We start from the raw sequence: 18,257 nt of genomic DNA on the forward strand, positions 1-18,257 counted from the left end.
TGGTATCAGAACTGTAAAACGACTTTCATCTCCATAAAAAAAACAGGCTGGCAATAAAATTGCCTGCCTGTCATTTCACTTAAATGCTATACCACCTGAACATGCAAATCAGATAGTTATATCAATTAGCATTAAATTCGTTTTTTCAACAGATCCATTACGAGTCTGTTATCAGCATCTCGGATAGTCGGCAGCTGGAAACGAGCTGAACGGGTATCAGACAGTTTCACCACACCAGAAATCAACGTTTCTTCCATGCCAGCCTCGGCAATACAGTTACCAAAAGCATCCATAATACGCGAGCCGCCCCAGAACTGGCTATTGCCTTCGCGGGCACAACTATTCGCCATCAGCAAAGGAACACCATAGGTCATGGAAATGAAATCAGTGTTGGTTTTCCATCCCTGCGGATTAGAAAACTCATCCGATACAATATCAGCGGCCGAATTAACCGGAGCCAACATCAAAGCGGGCTTGTCGAGCATAGCCAAATGCGGTAGAGCCGGATTCCAGAGATCAGCACAGATCAGAGTGTGAGTCAGCCAGCCAGAAAATGGTTCACACGGCTCAAGATCCTGTCCCTTGCTGTACCACTTCGCTTCTTCCAGACCACCATAGTTCGGCAGGTTCAGTTTACGGTGCAAGTGGATCAGTTGGCCATTTTTTACCATACCCTGCGCATTGTAAAACTCCCCCGGAGCGGATTCTTCAACAAAGCCAAAGCACACAGCCATCTCACCAGCGGCTGCCGCCAGTTCATCCAAAACACCAGACGAAACATTCATCGCTATATCCAGTGTTTTTTCCTGAAGGCTATAACCGGTTAGCGACAATTCAGGGAAAAGTAACAGTTCAATTCCCTCTTCCCTTGCCGCTTCTATATAACTAAGGTGCTTTTCAAGGTTGGTCGCAACATCACCCAATACCGGTGCAATCTGGGCAACACCGACTTTTAATTCATTTTTCATCATCATGCTTCATCAAGTGTTAGGCATAATAAAAAGGCCAGCACTCTGGGTCTACACTCAGGGAGCCGGCCTTTCCTTGCCAATTTATTATTACAACAAGCTATTCTGTTTCAGAAAATCTTGGGCAACACGCTCAATCGACAGACCGTCGACATCAACCTGCGCATTCAAGCCAGCCATAACATCATCATTCATCAACTTGCCCAACGCATTAAGCTGATCAGCTAGTTGCGGGTTGGCAGCAAGCGTGTCCTGACGAACTACAGGTGTTAGCGCATAGTTCGGGAAGTGTTGGCGGTCATCTTGCAGGACATAGAAGTTGAATGCCTTCACCCGGCCATCAGTTGCAAATACCATTGATATATCAACTACTTCCTGAGCCAATGCTTGATACACCAGTCCCGAGTTCATTTTCTTCAGGTTACGGCGAGGCATCTCAAACTGGTAGGCAGTAAGCAACGATTTCAGTCCATCCGCACGAGCCGAAAATTCAATATTACTCGCCAGCAAGGCATTTTCGCCATCTTCACTCTGAAGCCAGGCCATCATATCGCTGATGGTTTTCAGTCCCTTTTCTTCAGCAAAGTCTTTGCGCATCGCCAGCGCATAAGTATTATTCGCCTTGGACGGATTAAGCCAGATCAGGCCTTTTTTAGCATCAAGTGACTTAACACGATTATAGGTTTCTTCAGGACTCAGCTTATCAGTCACTTTGTTGTAAGTGATAAGACCGGTACCGGTATATTCCCAGTACAGGTCAATCTGACCATTTTCCTGAGCAGTACGCAGTACAGTCGAACCCATACCGTCTCGCTGATCAACTTCGTAACCCAGACCTTGTAAGTACTGTGCTGTCATTGACGACATGATCAGCTGCTCAGTAAACCCCTTACCGCCAACAACCAATGTGGCAGCCATTGCTGTCTGGGACAAAGTCAAAACCACTACCGCAGCCATAATACGAGAAATAAACGTCATATTTCAGACTCCTTAGTTACGGTTAGGGTTAACGCCCTTGCTGACAATCACGAATGTCAGCATACCCAGCAAGATATCGGCGATCAGAGCCAGTACAGCCGTCGGAATCGCACCGGCCAGCATCATCGGTGTATCGTACAAATCGATACCTGCGAAAATCAATTCGCCTAAGCCTGTGCCACCAATCTGGAATGCCAGCGGAACAGTACCGATATTGATGGCAATCGCAGTACGGATACCAGCCATAATCACGTAAAGTGCATTAGGCAGTTCAACTTTGATCAGCTGCTGCCATGGCGTCAGGCCAATACCCGTTGCCGCTTCTTTCAGGTGTACAGGCACCGAAATCAAACCAGTGTAGGTATTACGCAAAATCGGTAGAACCGAAGCGATAGCCAAAGCAAAAATCGCTGGCGAGTCACCGATACCAAGGAAGCTCATTGCCAGTGCCAGTACCGCTAGCGTCGGTACCGTTGTGCCGATATTAAAGATTTGCATAAAGAAATCAGCATAACGACGACAGTACGGACGACTCAGTAACACACCTAGCGGCACACCAATCATCACGGCAATTGAGCCGGAAATCAGGGTCAGCTTCATGTGGTGACCCGACAAGTACAGGATCTCATCCCAGTAAAAAACAAACTGGTCAACAAAACCTGATGACTGCGCCCAGATCCCCATGATAAAGACGACGAAGAACATCAATGCATTGAAGTAAGGACTCAGATTAATCGACTTCATCGCTTACCCCTTGGTACGGAAACTGGCTCCCAGGTGGTGAGTAATACCACGCTGTGAAATTTCACCACTCAGGCGGCCCTGTTCATCAACCACAGCCAGCCAGCTGATATCATGGGCAAACATCTTAGAAACTACCGCTCGCAGATCCTGCTCCTGCTTCATCAGGATTGGCAGACCATCAAAGTGCTCGCCACACAAGCCGCGCTGGCTTGACGCAACACTCTTGTTAATCACACCCACAGGCTGATGCTGCTTGTTAACCATTACGATCATGCCATGGCCATACTCATCCATGCGCTGCTTCGCCAGGTCCAGGTTATCCTCAGGTGTAACAGTCGGAACCTGACGCTCCATCACTTCACCCGCAGTAGAAAGCTGCAAGCGCTTCAAAGTACGGTCAGTACCAACAAAGTCAGCCACAAAATCCGTTGCAGGATGTGCCAGCAGCTGATCCGGGCTAGCATATTGCTCTAGCTGGCCGTCACGGAAAATCGCCACCTTGTTTGCCATTTTCACCGCTTCATCAATATCGTGAGAAACAAACATGATGGTCTTTTGCAGCTCTTTGTTCATTTTCAGGAACTCTTCCTGAATCACTTCACGGTTGATCGGATCGATCGCACCGAACGGTTCATCCATTAACAGAACCGGCGCATCTGCCGCCAAAGCTCGAACCACACCAACACGTTGTTGCTGGCCGCCCGATAACTCGTTCGGATAACGCTTCATGAACGCATTTGGATCCAATGCCACCATATCCAGCAGATCTTTCGCACGATTAGTACAGCGTTTTGGATCCCAGCCCATCAGCTTAGGGATCAGGGCAATGTTCTCTTCGATAGTCATATTAGGGAACAGACCAATCTGCTGGATAACATAGCCAATGTTACGGCGCAGCGTTACAGTATCAATACCCGTCGTATCTTCACCATTGATGAAGACTTTGCCTGAAGTCGGCGTAACCAGACGGTTAATCATTTTCAGCGTTGTTGTTTTACCGCAACCTGATGGACCCAGCAGAACACAAATCTCGCCAGTTGGTACTTCCATGTTGATATGGTCGGCAGCCGTCACCACGCCCTGTGGTGTCTCGAAAATTTTTGTCAGGTTCTCAAGTTTGATCATGAAAACACCCTCTTAATTCGTAAATCTTTAGCCGTGGACGACGACACCTTTCGGCGTAAACTTCTTCTGCACCATTGCCAACATGGTGTCAGCAAAAATGGCCAGCAAACTCACAGCCAGAGCACCAACGATCAGCTGACGCGGATCAGACTGGCTAATTCCGCGGGAAATAAATGTCCCCAGACCACCTGCACCGATATAAGTAGCAATCGCCATTACACCGATGTTCATCACAACAGCGGTTCGAACACCGGCCATGATCACCGGAATCGCCAATGGGATTTCAACCATACGCAATCGCTGCATATTGGTCAGGCCTATACCGCGGGCGGCTTCTCTCAATGCCGGATCTACGTTATTAATGGCGGTATAAGTGTTTCGGATGATAGGCAACTGAGAGTACAGCAATACCGCTATTACCGCCGGTAAATAGCCGATACCCTGGCCGATCATCGACAATACAGGGATCATAATCCCGAACAAAGCAATGGACGGAATCGTAATAATGATGGACGCAACATACAGCACGATATTAGCTGCACGCTGATTCTGGGTAATAGCTACCCCTACCGGTACACCAGTCAAAATCGCCAGGCCAACCGCAAGGCTAACCAGTGACAGGTGTTCAACAGTACGAGACGCTATGATTTCCCAGTTGTCCAGAATGAAATTGAAAATTTCCAATTTGCACCTCTGGATAAAAAGGTTAAACACAGATTGTTTTCAGAATGCGCATCCAAGCGCTTAGATACAACCAAGGGGTTATATAGGCAGGGGCAAGCCCTGACAGGCATGGCATATAGCCATTAGCGTCATTCAACCAAAACGCTTACTGGCGAATGACAAAATGAGGGCTGATTCTATTGAGTTGGCGGTACGAGCTCAAGTTATTCCCCTTTTATTTTGATCTTTCTCATCAAGAACGGTCAAAAAACCGGCAAAAGAGCATAGAAAAAGGATTTCATCTACGGCTTTTTGGCTAAAATGTCAAAAAACCGTCGAGCTCGATCACACTCTAACATTGAGTGTGTTTATTATTCTCCGGCTAGAAGATACAAAAAACATGTACTAAAAGTTCAACTTTTGCTTTAATTTAAATGCAACAATGAACATATAAGTGATGGAGCAATACCGCTTTAACGATAACCATAATGAGGTGTCAGGATGTCCATCAGGTTGTCATTTTTTACTGCCCAGTTACTTGCCTTCACGTTGGTAATCGCGTTTTCACCACCAACTCAAGCTTATGAAACTACCCTGAGCTTAGAAGGTCGCAACACCTCAGGTGAGTATGTCACTATCACCCTTACCCGAAAACAAATCGAACAACTCCCGCAAAGTACACTGACTACCCATCTTCCATGGTTTAAAGGACAGGCAAAATTCAAAGGGGTAAAACTAACCACATTACTCAGCGCCTACCAACTTGAACCTGCACTTATCAAAATGAGTGCACTTAATGATTATTCTGCAGAAGTCAGCAAGCAACATATTGAAAAATATCAACCTATCATTGCAATAGCGAAAGATGGCGAGTACCTACGAATCCGGGATTACGGCCCTTATTGGTTGGTCTTTTCCATTGACCAATATCCTGAGTTGGGCCAAAGCCAAAACCTTGCCAAAATGGTTTGGCAATTAGAACACATCATAGCGAACTAATGTATGGCCAGAAGTAAGTTATTGACCACACAACAAAAGTGGATAAAAAGAGGGCTTTATATCATCACATCGCTGTTGATGTGCAGCACTCTCATAGCAGTCACTCACCTGAAAGATAACTCTGAAATCGTTTCAAAAAGCCAGAACGAGGCCATCTGGTTCGTTCTGCAACTAACAAAAGAATATTCAGAATTCGTTTATCAGCTTCAAAGCTACCAGTTTGGTCAAAGCGACCATAACGACATGATGATTCAATATGAAATATTATGGAGCCGCTTCAATACCATCATTAATAACGGCCAGGTTATACATTTTGATCAGTTCAAGGGGGCTTACAATGAAGTCTATACACATTTTCAGCTCATAAAGCAGCTTGAACCCGCTTTACTCGATCTGCCCGACAACCATAATGTACAGCCATTACTCGAGATCTTTCGGGAAGATTATGAAAATCTGATTATTTTTCTAAACTATAAGTTTCGGCTCTCGAGTGGAGACCTTGGTGATCGGATCCATGCAATCTCAGAGGTCGAAACAATCATTTACTGCTTATTACTTGCCATGCTGCTCATGGGATGCCTCACAGCGTATCTCCTACTGCGCGAATCTCAAACCCATCATAAGCTGGCAATAAATGATTCCCTGACCGGCATTCACAACCGCTTATGGCTCAACCAGAAACTAAAGGATCTTGAGCACCTAAATTACCCCTTTACCTTCTATCTGATCGATCTTGATGGCTTCAAAAGTATTAATGATACCTTAGGGCACCATGCCGGCGATGAATTACTAATTGAAGTCGGGCGACGTCTATCGCACTTAACCTGCAATAGCTACTATGCAGCCCGAATGGGGGGAGACGAGTTTGCCATTATCGAGCTTTGCACCCCGTCAGGCGCACCGCTGCCAGGCTGCAACCTTTGTGAGCAACTGGTTGAAACACTACGCCAACCAGTCAGATTTGGCGGCCAGTTCCATTCCATTTCGGCCAGTATTGGTGTCAGCCACTTTCCCAGCAGCGCCAAGTCTGTATCAGAGGTACTTAAACAGGCTGATTTCGCAATGTATGAAGTGAAGCAAAAAGGAAAAGACGGCTTAAACCATTACGATAAATCTATCGACTCAAGGCTTGAGCGTGTTGTTTGCTAATCATGCTAATTCTCCAAACATAAAAAAAGCGGTCATACGACCGCTTTATTTGTTTGCTCACTAACCGGGCTAAATTACATTGCCGCAGTATAGATTTCAGAAATCTCTTCGTGAGTCGCTTGCTTAGGGTTGGTAAAACCACACGCATCTTTCAGTGCGTTGTCTGCCAATACAGCGATGTCTTCCGCCTTCGCACCCAGCTGTGTAAGGCCAGCTGGAATACCTACATCTTTAGACAGTGCCTGGATAGCTTCTAGTGCTGCTTCCGCACCTTGCTCAGCAGTCATACCTTCAACGCTTACGCCCATTGCCTTAGCAACATCAAGCAGACGCTCAGGACAAACCTGTGCATTGTAGCGCTGAACGTGTGGTAGAAGTACTGCATTACATACACCGTGTGGCAGATCGTAGAAGCCACCTAACTGGTGCGCCATTGCGTGAACATAACCCAAAGAAGCGTTGTTGAATGCCATACCCGCCATGAACTGTGCGTATGCCATTTGCTCACGTGCTTCCAGATTCTTACCATCGTTTACAGCTGTGCGCAGGTGACCTTGAATTAGTTCAATCGCCTTAATTGCAACTGCATCAGTAATAGGTGTAGCCGCAGTAGAAACATAAGCTTCGATTGCGTGAGTCAGTGCATCCATACCTGTTGCAGCTGTCAGAGATGCTGGCTTAGCAAGCATTAGCTCAGGATCATTCACAGACATTAGCGGAGTTGTGTTCTTATCTACGATAGCCATCTTAATGTGACGCTCTTCATCAGTAATGATGCAAAAACGAGTCATTTCAGATGCAGTACCCGCTGTTGTGTTAATTGCGATTAGTGGTAGCTGAGGCTTAGCTGACTGGTCAACACCTTCGTAGTCACCAATCTTACCGCCGTTAGAAGCAACAAGTGCAATACCTTTTGCACAATCGTGTGGAGAACCACCACCAAGAGAGATAACGAAATCACAATCGTTTTCTTTCAGTAGTGCTAGACCTGCTTCAACGTTACCAATTGTAGGGTTTGGTTGTGTACCGTCAAAAACAACAGATTCTACGCCACGCTCAGCAAGAAGATCTGCAACCTGCTTAATCATGCCGATTTGAGACAGCACTTTATCCGATACGATCAGTGCTTTTTTGAAGCCTTGTTCTTTTACTGCATTCGCTGCATCAGTCAGACAACCAGCACCCATCAGGTTAACAGTTGGGATAAAAAATGCACTACTCATATTGATTCTCCATAATTATCAAATACTAATTACTTTAGCTGATGAATCTTTAACTTCATTCATGCTTCAGCAACTACCTGTAATGAGTATCTTGGATACCCCGTTCGGGCTAGGTGTACATATCTAACACCGTCGAAATGTGCAACAATTTGATCTCAAACAAATTATGAAACGCAGATGTTTAATCAGGTTAATTTTTTTGAAATTGATCACTTTTTCGATACATTTACTGAGTTTATTGTTTATTGCAGTAAACAGTTGGTTTCGCTTAGTCATCTATCTCAGCGGGTAAATGAGAGTATGCGCACATTAAAAAATGCCAAACCATGTCAGCTATCTTTCTGGCACTTTATTGGGTGGAATAAAAAGAAATGTTTAATTGCCGTCTCGGACCAAACGAAGCCCATGTCTAGGCAAACGTAATTGAAATACAGTTGCTAATTGATAATCAGATAATACGTCTCTACGAGCACGATGATACCTAACATAGCCACCATTGCTTTCCAAGCAAGCAATGGGTTTCGTTCGATCAGAGGGGAAACTTTTAGTTCTTTCAAGATCGTTGGGTTAGGCGTTAATAAGTCCTGAATAAATTCAGACATCACCTGGTAACGAAGCTGTGGCGAAGGATGGCACACTTTTTTCAAAACCAGATCCATCCACGCCGGTATATCATTGCGGAAAACCCTTGCAGACATATAACGATAATCTTGATGCTGCGATTGTCTGTCAAAAACAAGCGAGTGATTCCGCTTATATGGCTTACTGCCCGTCAGCATTTCATAAACGATAATACCGATTGAATACAGATCCGAGTAAGACGTTGCTTTTTCCCCGGCTAAATATTCCGGCGCGATATAATCGGCATCTCCCATGGGCACGACCTCTTTGATCGCACCTGCGATATCTTCAAACCCTTCAACCTGAACAGTTCCAAAATCGATAATTACGGCTGCTCCGGTATCCGTCAAAATAATATTTTCAGGCTTCAGGTCGCGATGAACAATGCCCATCCGCTGCAAGTACCGTAACGATTTTATTAATTCAACAGCAATAACACGGACCTCATCCAGCGTTGGCTCCGGATTATCAAACATCCATTGTCTGAGATTCTTTCCTTTCACAAAATCACAGACATGATACATAAATGGCGATACCTCAGAATACCTGTGTATACGCATCACCGATGGATGATCGATTTGGTTACCCACCCACCCTTCGCGAACAAAGCCCTGTAAATACAGTAAATCATCAGAAAAGTTTTGTGATGGCGCTTTTAATACATACTCTCTGCCATCAAATTGACTCTTGGCAAGGTAAACGTGGCTGCGAGGCCCGCAGTGGAGAGTGCGGGTTATTTCATATTGATCGATCCGGTTTCCTTCGCGCATTACCGGAGGTATCAACCTCTGGGTCAGCTTTCTTTCCACTTCCTGCATATCTTCTTCTGGAACTGCATCTATCCTTACTAACAGGCAGGTCAGGTTATCTGTACTGCCATTTTCCTTTGCCCGCTCAACAATTGTCGTCGCACGAGCTTCCAGCGTTAGCTCATCAAGCACCAGCAATTCTGTCAGTTCATCCTCGGTAAGCCAGTCATGGAGGCCATCGGTTGACATCACAAAGATATCACCGACTTCTACAGCCTCTTGCCGGTAATCCACTTCCAAGCGACTATCCATCCCCAAAGCCCGGGTCAGAAAATGACTCTGTTTACCCTGTTTCCGACAATGATCCTGCGTCAACTGGATCAGCCTGTTGCGACGATAGCAATAAATCCGACTATCGCCGATATGGAGCAAATGAGCCGTGTTAGATTTCACAATCACACTACTGAAAGTCGTTACCAGCCCGTTATGGCGCAAATCACTCTGGATGCCGTGAAAATACAACCAATTATTTAGAGCCCGGAGCACCTTGGCAGCAGCATGCCTGACTCCCCAGCTGTTCGGAGTACTGTAATATTCTTCAATAAACTGAGTTACGCTGGTGTGGCTAGCCTGCTGCCCGTTTTCGCTACAACTAACGCCGTCAGCAATACACGCCACCACACCTTTATATTTCATTACGCTTTGACGCTTAGGATTCTTTACAGCAAATGCATCCTGATTAGCTTTCCGGCAGCCGGCACTGGAATACCCTCCCAGCGATACCTGAAGCTCATCGGCAGGCAACTCTGATATTTCCATTGCTATCGCCATCATTCATCTCCTGGAAGGGCTGCCACCAACTAGAGACAGCCTCATCAAAGCCTAATTGGCAACATCTATCATAGTTACGCTACCGTCTTCATTTACTTCGGCAATCTGACCTGATGGTTCTTCCATCATTAAGAGTGTGACAAAACCAATCAAAGCCGTCACCGCTATCACATAGAAAAACGTACTGTAATCGACTACCGATAAAATGGTGAGATAAACCACAGCTCCAACATTGCCATAAGCCCCGGTCATTCCAGCAATCTGGCCTGTCATTCGGCGCTTAATTAAAGGAACGGTGGCAAATACAGCCCCTTCACCAGACTGAACAAAGAAAGAACAAGCCATCGCCGCCATAACGGCCAGCCATACCGGCCAGCTGCTATCTACCATCCCCATAAGGAAATAGCCCGCCGCCAATCCCGCAGTCAGGATCAACAGGGTAAACTTCCGACCAAACTTATCAGACAACCACCCGCCACCTGGGCGGGACATCAGGTTCATAAACGCATAGGCTGATGCCACCATACCCGCAACAACCGGAGTCAGCTCAAAAGTGTCAGAAAAGAACAACGGTAGCATAGAAATAACAGCAAGCTCAGAACCAAATGTCGCAAAATAAAGTACATTCAAAATAGCAACTTGCTTGAATTTATATTGGTGCAACTCTGGTACAGGCTCTTTGAAAATATGCTTGTTCACTTTCCATACCTGAGCCACTTCGTACAGGTATATCGCCACCAGTATCAGGTAGATCCCTGTAGCCATCGACTCACTAAGCAAAGATACCCCTGCCGGAGAAAGCTTCCAGGCCAGTAACGCCAGCGCACCGTACATCGGGATCTTCATCAACAGCAATAAATAAAAATCCCCTTTTGAAGTCACCTCCATCGCGCCTAAGTTCTTTGGCTTAAAGTATGTCGCTCCCTTTGGTGTGTCCGTCACATTCATGTAGAAAATGTAAGAAAAGCTCAGGCTCATTCCACCGGTTATCGCCATCGCATACCGCCAGCCATCTTCCCCACCAAACATGACCGCGATCGTTGGTAGGGTAAAAGCCACAGCGGCTGAGCCAAAGTTCCCCCAGCCACCATATATCCCTTCCGCCGTACCAAGCTCATGATGAGGAAACCATTCTGAAACCAACCGGATCCCGATAACAAAACCCGCCCCGATAAAACCCAGAGCAAAACGCGCTATCGCGGCTTGAACGAAGTTATCGGCAAATGCAAAAACAAAACAAGGAATGGAGCAAACTGCCAGCAAGGCTGAATAAACTGTGCGGGGGCCATATTTATCCGTCAGCATACCAATGATAACGCGTGCAGGTATGGTAAACGCAACGTTAAGGATCAACAGGGTTTTTATCTCTTCGGTTGTCAGGCCAAGGGATTCCTTCACCGACTGCAACAAAGGAGCAAAATTAAACCACACGACAAATGTGATAAAAAAAGCAAACCAGCTGAAATGAAGGATCTTCATCTTACCGGTCATAGAGAGTATGTTGAACTTACCTGTAGCAGTCATTTTACCTTTCCTTTACCAACTGACTGATAAGCTCACTGCAGTTAGCATGCCAAATGATAGATTCTCGTAAAAACAACCACTTAAACACTAGCAAAAAAAGAAAAAACGATTTTTATCAAAACAGCAGATTAAAGCAGTGCAAAGACGCACCAAAAACACACATTGAACTCAACATATTGCACATTTACTGTGTTTTTCTATGCAACCGATGCCTTTAAACAAAGGAGCAGAGGGTGAAACCATAAAAAATGGAGCTTATTGCTCCATTCTTTATTTGTTCGATTTAATCAAATCATTCCAATCTAAGCTGAACCTTTGCTTTATCCAACCTCACTGCGTAGGTTTTAAGCTGATATTCTGGCTGCTCCAGACACTGCCCCGTCGTCAGATTAAAATGCTGTTTAAAAAGTGGTGATGCCACAACAGCCACTCCTTCAACCGAGCCCATGATCCCTCTTGAGATTACATTCGCTTTGCCAATAGGATCATAGTTGGACATCGCATATAGTGACTGGGTTTGACCACAATAGAATACAGCCACCTGCTCTTTCCCGACTAAAGCACACACACCGGTATTACCAATCAAATCACTCTGCTCACAAATTGTTTGCCACTGTTCCATCATCTGCTCCTATTCAGTTACCTGAACAACATCAATTCCCTCATTCCCGGATATTGGCCTACGCTGTCCCCTCTCGGTTACATAACGAAGCTGGCTATCAGATTCAGGACTGTTCACAAAGTGTTTGAAGCGCTTAAGTTTCTCTGGTGATGACAGCGTCGTTTTCCATTCACACTGGTACAGGCTCAAGTTGTGATCCATTTCAGCTTCCAACTCACTGGCAATACCCAGCTTGTCTTCAATAACAACTTTTTTAAGGTAATCCAGCCCTCCATCTAAGTTCTCAAGCCAGACAGATGTCCGCTGCAGACGATCAGCAGTACGAATGTAAAACATCAAAATGCGATCGATATAACTAATCAGGGTCTTGTCATCAAGGTCAGAGTCAAACAAATCCGCGTGCCGCGGGCGCATTCCACCATTACCACAAACATAAAGATTCCAACCATTTTCAGTCGCAATCACCCCGATATCTTTTGACTGGGCTTCGGCACACTCCCGGGTACACCCCGACACTGCAAATTTCAGCTTATGTGGAGCCCGCAATCCCTTATAGCGATTTTCCAAATTAACCGCGAATCCAACACTGTCTTTTACCCCATAGCGACACCAGGTACTTCCGACACAGGATTTCACGGTCCTCACCGCCTTACCGTAGGCGTGGCCTGTTTCGAATCCCGCCTCAACCAGCATTTTCCAAATCAATGGCAACTCATGTAGCTGAGCACCAAAAAGATCCACTCGCTGACCACCTGTGATCTTGGTATATAAATTAAATTCCTTGGCCACTTTACCCAGTACAATCAGTTTATCCGGGGTGATTTCCCCACCTGGGATCCGGGGGACAACGGAGTAAGTACCGTCTTTTTGCATATTGCCGAGGAAAATATCATTAGTGTCTTGCAAGCCAATATGTTGATCATCAAGTACGTAATCATTCCAGAAAGACGCCAGTATCGACCCCACTGCAGGCTTGCAAACATCGCACCCCAGCCCCTGACCGTAATGCTCCAACAACTGATCAAAAGTCTTGAGCTTTTTAACCCGCACGATATCTGCCAACTCTTGACGGGAATATGCGAAGTGCTCACAAAGCTCGTGACACACTTCAACGCCCATGTTTTCAAGCTCAGCATTGATCACTTGAGTAGCCAGAGCCGCACAACCACCGCAGCCCGTCGCCGCTTTAGTGATCGTTTTAATATCACCAAGGCTCTTCGCACCACTCTGAACGGCTCGGCATATCTGCCCTTTAGTAACATCCAAACACGAGCAAATCACCGCAGTTTCCAGCAGTGCATCGACACCAAGAGAAAACGTTCCACCCTCTGCTGGCGGCACCAGCATATGTTCAACCGCACCGGGTAACTCAATACCATTAAGGTAGAGCTGCAGCCAGTTGTCATAATCAGCCGCATCACCGACCATCACAGCACCCAACAATTTTTTGCCACACTCGCTCACCACCAGCTTTTTGTAAACTTGCTCTGCCTCGTTAGTGAAACAATAGCTTTTGGCACCCGCCGTCTTACCATGCGCATCGCCAATACTGGCGACATCCACACCGAGCAGCTTAAGCTTGGTACTCATATCGGCGCCGGTGAAAACTGCTTTTCCGTCACCAAGAAGATGACCGACCGCCGCTTTTGCCATCTGATAGCCGGGAGCCACCAAGCCGAAAACCTGCCCGCTCCACAGGGCGCACTCACCGATGGCATAAATATCCGGATCAGATGTCTGGCAGTGATCATTAATCATGATCCCGCCTCTTTCACCTAGTGCCAGATCACTGTTACGAGCCAGTTCATCCTGAGGGCGAATCCCAGCAGAAAACAGAATCATGTCTGTTTCCAAAAAGCTCTCATCCGCAAAATTCATCCGATAGCGGCAAGTCTCACCATTGACGATTTCAAGCGTGTTCTTCCCGGTATGTACCTTCACCCCAAGCGCTTCGATCTTTTCCTGCAGCACGACTCCACCGCCATTATCAACCTGTACTGCCATTAAACGCGGTGAAAACTCAACGACATGCGTCTCCAAGCCCAGCTGTTTTAATGCATTTGCCGCCTCCAGCCCCAACAAACCACCACCAACAACTACCCCGATTTCACTTTGTTTAGCCGAGGCAGTGATCGCTTCCAAATCTTCAATGGTGCGGTAAACCAAACAATGAGGAAGACTATTCCCCGGGATAGGGGGCACAAAAGAATATGAGCCAGTTGCCATAACTAACATGTCATAAGATTCAATTCGGCCCTGTTGGCTGATTACTGTTTTAGCCTGTCGGTCAATAGCAATAACTCTATCGTTGGTAAAATGCTGCACCCCGTGCTGATCATAATATTCTCTCGAAGTCAGCATTAACTCATCGGCTGTTTTTCCGCTAAAATAGCTGCTTAGTTGTACGCGGTCATACGCCAAACGTGACTCTTCACTAAAAGTGGTAACCTGGACATCGGCTAGCTTCTCTTGTTCTATCAACTGATCAATAAAGTGGTGTCCGACCATTCCGTTACCAACCACAATGACTCTTTTCATAACTTTCTCCATTAAGCTCGTAATTCTTGTGCCATCCTTGGAATTTCTTCGCAGTTTTTTGGGGACTGCTGTTTTTGAGAGTGATGCTTTTGATACAGATGCTCTTGAGACAAATAATCTTGAGGCTGAAGACTGGCCGCCAGAGCGACAACCTCACCAACCACAACCAACGTCGGACTTTGTAGTTTTTCTTGCGCAGCTACATTGGGCAAAGTGGCTAATGTCGCAGTGAATTCCCTTTGCTGGGGTTGGCAGCCGTTTTCAATCAGTGCCGCGGGTGTGTGGGGAGCCAAGCCATGTGCGGTAAGCTGGCGGGAGATTTCACTTAAATTGCTCAGCCCCATATAAAACACCAAGGTGTGATCCAGTTTGGCTAACTGTGTCCAGTTCAAATCAAGCTGACCGTGTTGCAGATGACCGGTAACAAAAGTACAGCCAGTTGATAGCCCACGGTGAGTTAAAGGAATACAGGCAGAAGTCGTACAACCAGAAGCCGCTGTGATCCCAGGAATAACTTCAGCGTCAACACCATTCTGGCGCAAGACCAGTAGCTCTTCACTGCCGCGACCAAATACAAAGGGATCTCCGCCTTTAATACGACAGATGTTTACCCCCTGTCGGGCCTTATTAACCATATATTGGTTAAGTTGATCCTGTGGCACACAGTGGTTATGACGGGCTTTTCCCACATAAATTTTCTTGGTTGCGGAAGGAAACAGCGCCTTGATTTCATCGCTCACCAAACGATCAAATAAGATCAAATCAGCATTTTCAATACACTTCAGCGCCTTCAATGTCAGCAGTTCAGGATCACCCGGCCCAGCCCCAACCAAAGATACAAACCCCATCCCCGTTATCTTTTTTTTGTCTACTTGAGTAATCCGCTCAATAGTCATAGCAACCACTCCATTCACTTCCTTTTCATCTACTAAAGCGAAGATGGTGCCAATCCATCGTCATACGCCATAAAGCATCAAAATCTACCAATAAAGTGGTACTTCCTGACTGTAAATGCCGAACTTAAACATAAAAACAGGAGAATTATCGATACAAATCACCCTCGTTTGCTCTGCGCTTGTGCAGTTTGTTAACAAAACGCACAGTTGAAGTGCGAAAGCTGCCCTGATAACAGATAAAGACTCACCAAACATGCACCAAATACACGTAACAGATTGATATTAAACTTCAAAATAAGCTTGGCGCAGTTTGTGCTTGGCGTTTATGCATAGGATTACTGAAAAGTTGAAACAGGCCTTCATTGGCTACTGGTGATATTGGAAGGGAGCAAACATGCTGTTTGGACGAGAAGATCAAAAGCCCATTCGCATCGCGGATAAAAAAGTCGTGGAATGGAAGTACACCACTTGTGGTTATTGCTCAACAGGGTGCTCCATTGAAGTAGGAATCAATGAAGAAGGGAAAGCCGTCGCCAGTCGCGGAGTCGCAAGCGCAGATGTCAATCGGGGCAAACTGTGCATTAAAGGCATTTTTGAACATGAGCTTTTCGAAGCAGCAGGCCGAGGTGATAAGCCTTTACTCCGCGACCGATTCCATCATGATTTTAAGGAAACCGCCTGGGATCATGCGCTCGATACCATGGCCGATAAAATTAAAGCCATTCAGGATCAGCATGGCCGCGATGCATTTGCAGTGGTATCGACAGGCCAGCTATTAACAGAAGAATTCTATACCTTAGGTAAATTAGTCCGGGGCTGCATCGGCACCAATAATTATGACGGTAATACCACGCTCTGCATGGCCTCCGCAGTTTCCGGCTATAAACGCTCGTTTGGTTCTGACGGGCCACCCGGCTGTTATGACGATTTCTCCCATACAGGCTGCCTTATCGCCTGGGGTTCTAATCTACCTGAACAACACCCGGTGATTTACTGGCGCCTAAAAGAAGCACGAGAGAAACGTCACTTCCCGCTGATTGTGGTAGATCCCCGGGTTACTATGCTGGCGCAATTTGCCGACATCCATCTACCGATTACGCCCGGCACAGATGTGGTCCTACAAAATGCCCTGATGCACGTGATCCTTGAAGAAGGCTTAGAAGATCGCACCTATATCGAAAAACATACCAACGACTTCGATCAGCTGGCAGCTTGTGTCAAAGATTATGACCCAACCACAGCAGCCAAGATCTGTGGTATTAACGAAGATACGATCCGTCAGGTTGCCCGTATTTTTGCCAAAGCCGACTCCGCCATGAGTATCTGGACTATGGGGATAAATCAGAGCACCCACGGCAGCGATGGCGTCACAGGTTGCAACAGCCTGGCACTACTGACCGGAAACATCGGCAAGCCCGGTGGCACCAGTCTGTCTATTACCGGCCAGTGCAATGCCATGGGTACCCGTGAGTGGTCATCCTGCTCGGGACTCCCCGGCTACCGTTATCTGGAAAAAGAACAGGACAAACAGGAAATTGCAGACTTCTGGGGTATTGAACCTTCCTTTTTCCCGACAAAAAGAGGCTTGACTGAAACCGACATCTTTCCGGCCATTGAGAACGGTCAAATCAAGGGATTATGGCTGGTTGCAACCAACCCGATGACTTCGATGCCGAATACCTCTCGCATTCGCAAGACTCTGGAAAAACTGGATTTCTTAGTGGTACAGGATGCCTACCAAGATGTTGAAACTACCCAGTATGCCCACCTTTACCTACCAGCCGCCGTCTGGGCAGAAAAAGAGGGCTGCTTTACCAATACCGAGCGCCGGGTAAATAGAGTGACCAATGTGCTGCCGCCAAAAGGGAGCAGCAAACCGGATTTCTGGATCTTTAACCAGCTGGCCAAACGCTTTTCCAACGGCGAGAAAATCCATTTTCCGGAACACACCGAAGGTGTATTCGAAGAGATGAAGCTGCTGTCTAAAGGCAAGGGACGCACGCTGGATATTTCTGGTATGAGCTATGCCAAAATCGAGCAGGCCAAAGGCATTCAGTGGCCATATCGCGAGGGTGATGAAAGCCAGCAGGGTGATGCCCGGCTTTACACCGACGGTATATTTCAAACCCCGAACGGCAAAGCCAACCTGATCCCCCTGCCCTTTGTCGATAACAATGAGCGGCCTTGCAACGAGTACCCATTCTGGCTCAACAGTGGTCGGGTAGTTGAGCATTTTCATACCCGCACCCGTACCGGCAAGTTAGGTAATCTAAACAAATATAGCCCGACACCGTACATGGAAATGAACCCGGATGCGGCAATCAAGCTCGGTATCCAACACCAAAGCTATGTCAGGCTGATCTCCCGCCGTGGCGATGCCGTCGTGATGGTACAACTCACCCAGCGAGTGGCTCCTAACGCGGTATTTATCCCCTTTCACTTTCATGACTGTGTTAACCGCCTGTCACTAGGCTTGCTGGATCCGCATTCACGTCAACCCGCGTTTAAGCAAAGTGCCGTTCGTATTGTGCCCATCGATCAGACGCTTGCAGCCAAGCTCAATAAAGAACGCCGTGATTTCTAGTCACGGTAGACAGCCGGTGGCATCCAGTTTTAACTTTGGAGTG

The 18,257-nt window shown here is 46.6% G+C and carries 14 protein-coding genes; 3 read left to right on the forward strand and 11 right to left on the reverse strand.

Translation table 11 applies throughout. The features are described 5' to 3' along the window. Positions 1-131 precede the first annotated feature (131 nt). The 5 genes from Q0852_RS04415 to Q0852_RS04435 form a co-directional block, all read right to left on the reverse strand. Entirely contained in the window at positions 132-974 is an 843-nt protein-coding gene (locus tag Q0852_RS04415) for a nitrilase-related carbon-nitrogen hydrolase (RefSeq protein WP_299014417.1), read from the reverse strand. Positions 975-1,058: 84 nt separating this feature from the next. Further along, positions 1,059-1,946 carry a glycine betaine ABC transporter substrate-binding protein gene (locus Q0852_RS04420; RefSeq protein ID WP_299014421.1) on the reverse strand — a complete coding sequence of 296 codons (888 nt, stop codon included), beginning with the start codon at positions 1,944-1,946 and terminating at the stop codon, positions 1,059-1,061. Positions 1,947-1,958: 12 nt separating this feature from the next. Continuing rightward, positions 1,959-2,690, reverse strand: a complete 732-nt coding sequence (locus Q0852_RS04425; RefSeq protein ID WP_299014424.1) for an ABC transporter permease — start codon at positions 2,688-2,690, stop codon at positions 1,959-1,961. 3 nt (positions 2,691-2,693) lie between these two features. Next, complete coding sequence (locus tag Q0852_RS04430; RefSeq protein ID WP_299014427.1) at positions 2,694-3,815, reverse strand: ABC transporter ATP-binding protein; 1,122 nt, start codon at positions 3,813-3,815, stop codon at positions 2,694-2,696. Positions 3,816-3,842: 27 nt separating this feature from the next. Next, positions 3,843-4,499: an ABC transporter permease gene (locus Q0852_RS04435; RefSeq protein ID WP_299014431.1), complete on the reverse strand. Its 657-nt coding sequence runs from the start codon at positions 4,497-4,499 to the stop codon at positions 3,843-3,845. 480 nt (positions 4,500-4,979) lie between these two features. On the opposite strand from Q0852_RS04435, the gene Q0852_RS04440 reads away from it, so the two are divergent. Together Q0852_RS04440 and Q0852_RS04445 are read left to right on the forward strand one after the other, a co-directional pair. Next, positions 4,980-5,477 (forward strand): oxidoreductase, encoded by a 498-nt coding sequence (locus Q0852_RS04440; protein ID WP_299014434.1) that lies wholly within the window; start codon positions 4,980-4,982, stop codon positions 5,475-5,477. Positions 5,478-5,498: 21 nt separating this feature from the next. Continuing rightward, positions 5,499-6,626, forward strand: coding sequence for a GGDEF domain-containing protein (locus Q0852_RS04445; RefSeq protein ID WP_299014437.1), 1,128 nt, complete (start codon positions 5,499-5,501; stop codon positions 6,624-6,626). A gap of 74 nt (positions 6,627-6,700) precedes the next feature. On the opposite strand, the gene yiaY is transcribed toward Q0852_RS04445, so the two are convergent. The 6 genes from yiaY to cobA form a co-directional block, all read right to left on the reverse strand. Continuing rightward, positions 6,701-7,849 carry an L-threonine dehydrogenase gene (gene yiaY, locus Q0852_RS04450; RefSeq protein ID WP_299014440.1) on the reverse strand — a complete coding sequence of 383 codons (1,149 nt, stop codon included), beginning with the start codon at positions 7,847-7,849 and terminating at the stop codon, positions 6,701-6,703. A 437-nt stretch (positions 7,850-8,286) separates the two neighbouring features. After that, entirely contained in the window at positions 8,287-10,053 is a 1,767-nt protein-coding gene (locus Q0852_RS04455; RefSeq protein ID WP_299014443.1) for a bifunctional protein-serine/threonine kinase/phosphatase, read from the reverse strand. 48 nt (positions 10,054-10,101) lie between these two features. Further along, positions 10,102-11,574, reverse strand: coding sequence for a NarK family nitrate/nitrite MFS transporter (locus tag Q0852_RS04460; RefSeq protein ID WP_299014445.1), 1,473 nt, complete (start codon positions 11,572-11,574; stop codon positions 10,102-10,104). Between the two features lie 292 nt (positions 11,575-11,866). Then, a complete protein-coding gene (gene nirD, locus Q0852_RS04465) occupies positions 11,867-12,196 on the reverse strand; it encodes a nitrite reductase small subunit NirD (protein WP_299014447.1) in 330 nt (109 codons plus the stop codon). Positions 12,197-12,205: 9 nt separating this feature from the next. Continuing rightward, on the reverse strand, positions 12,206-14,746 hold the full coding sequence (nirB, locus tag Q0852_RS04470; RefSeq protein WP_299014449.1) for a nitrite reductase large subunit NirB: 2,541 nt from the start codon (positions 14,744-14,746) through the stop codon (positions 12,206-12,208). Continuing rightward, positions 14,746-15,630 (reverse strand): uroporphyrinogen-III C-methyltransferase, encoded by an 885-nt coding sequence (cobA, locus tag Q0852_RS04475; protein ID WP_299014452.1) that lies wholly within the window; start codon positions 15,628-15,630, stop codon positions 14,746-14,748. Before cobA ends, nirB begins: the two co-directional genes overlap by 1 nt. Positions 15,631-16,024: 394 nt before the next feature. Between cobA and Q0852_RS04480 the strand changes: the two genes are divergently transcribed. After that, complete coding sequence (locus tag Q0852_RS04480) at positions 16,025-18,214, forward strand: molybdopterin oxidoreductase family protein (RefSeq protein ID WP_299014455.1); 2,190 nt, start codon at positions 16,025-16,027, stop codon at positions 18,212-18,214. The last annotated feature ends 43 nt before the right edge of the window (positions 18,215-18,257 follow it).

Source organism: uncultured Photobacterium sp. (assembly GCF_947502415.1).
Classification (GTDB): Bacteria; Pseudomonadota; Gammaproteobacteria; order Enterobacterales; family Vibrionaceae; genus Photobacterium.

Coding starts and splice junctions, on each gene's coding strand:
- Q0852_RS04415 (WP_299014417.1), bottom strand. CDS start 974: ATGATGATGAAAAATGAATTAAAAGTCGGTGTTGCCCAGATTGCACCG.
- Q0852_RS04420 (WP_299014421.1), bottom strand. CDS start 1,946: ATGACGTTTATTTCTCGTATTATGGCTGCGGTAGTGGTTTTGACTTTG.
- Q0852_RS04425 (WP_299014424.1), bottom strand. CDS start 2,690: ATGAAGTCGATTAATCTGAGTCCTTACTTCAATGCATTGATGTTCTTC.
- Q0852_RS04430 (WP_299014427.1), bottom strand. CDS start 3,815: ATGATCAAACTTGAGAACCTGACAAAAATTTTCGAGACACCACAGGGC.
- Q0852_RS04440 (WP_299014434.1), top strand. CDS start 4,980: ATGTCCATCAGGTTGTCATTTTTTACTGCCCAGTTACTTGCCTTCACG.
- yiaY (WP_299014440.1), bottom strand. CDS start 7,849: ATGAGTAGTGCATTTTTTATCCCAACTGTTAACCTGATGGGTGCTGGT.
- Q0852_RS04455 (WP_299014443.1), bottom strand. CDS start 10,053: ATGATGGCGATAGCAATGGAAATATCAGAGTTGCCTGCCGATGAGCTT.
- Q0852_RS04460 (WP_299014445.1), bottom strand. CDS start 11,574: ATGACTGCTACAGGTAAGTTCAACATACTCTCTATGACCGGTAAGATG.
- nirD (WP_299014447.1), bottom strand. CDS start 12,196: ATGGAACAGTGGCAAACAATTTGTGAGCAGAGTGATTTGATTGGTAAT.
- nirB (WP_299014449.1), bottom strand. CDS start 14,746: ATGGAGAAAGTTATGAAAAGAGTCATTGTGGTTGGTAACGGAATGGTC.
- cobA (WP_299014452.1), bottom strand. CDS start 15,630: ATGACTATTGAGCGGATTACTCAAGTAGACAAAAAAAAGATAACGGGG.
- Q0852_RS04480 (WP_299014455.1), top strand. CDS start 16,025: ATGCTGTTTGGACGAGAAGATCAAAAGCCCATTCGCATCGCGGATAAA.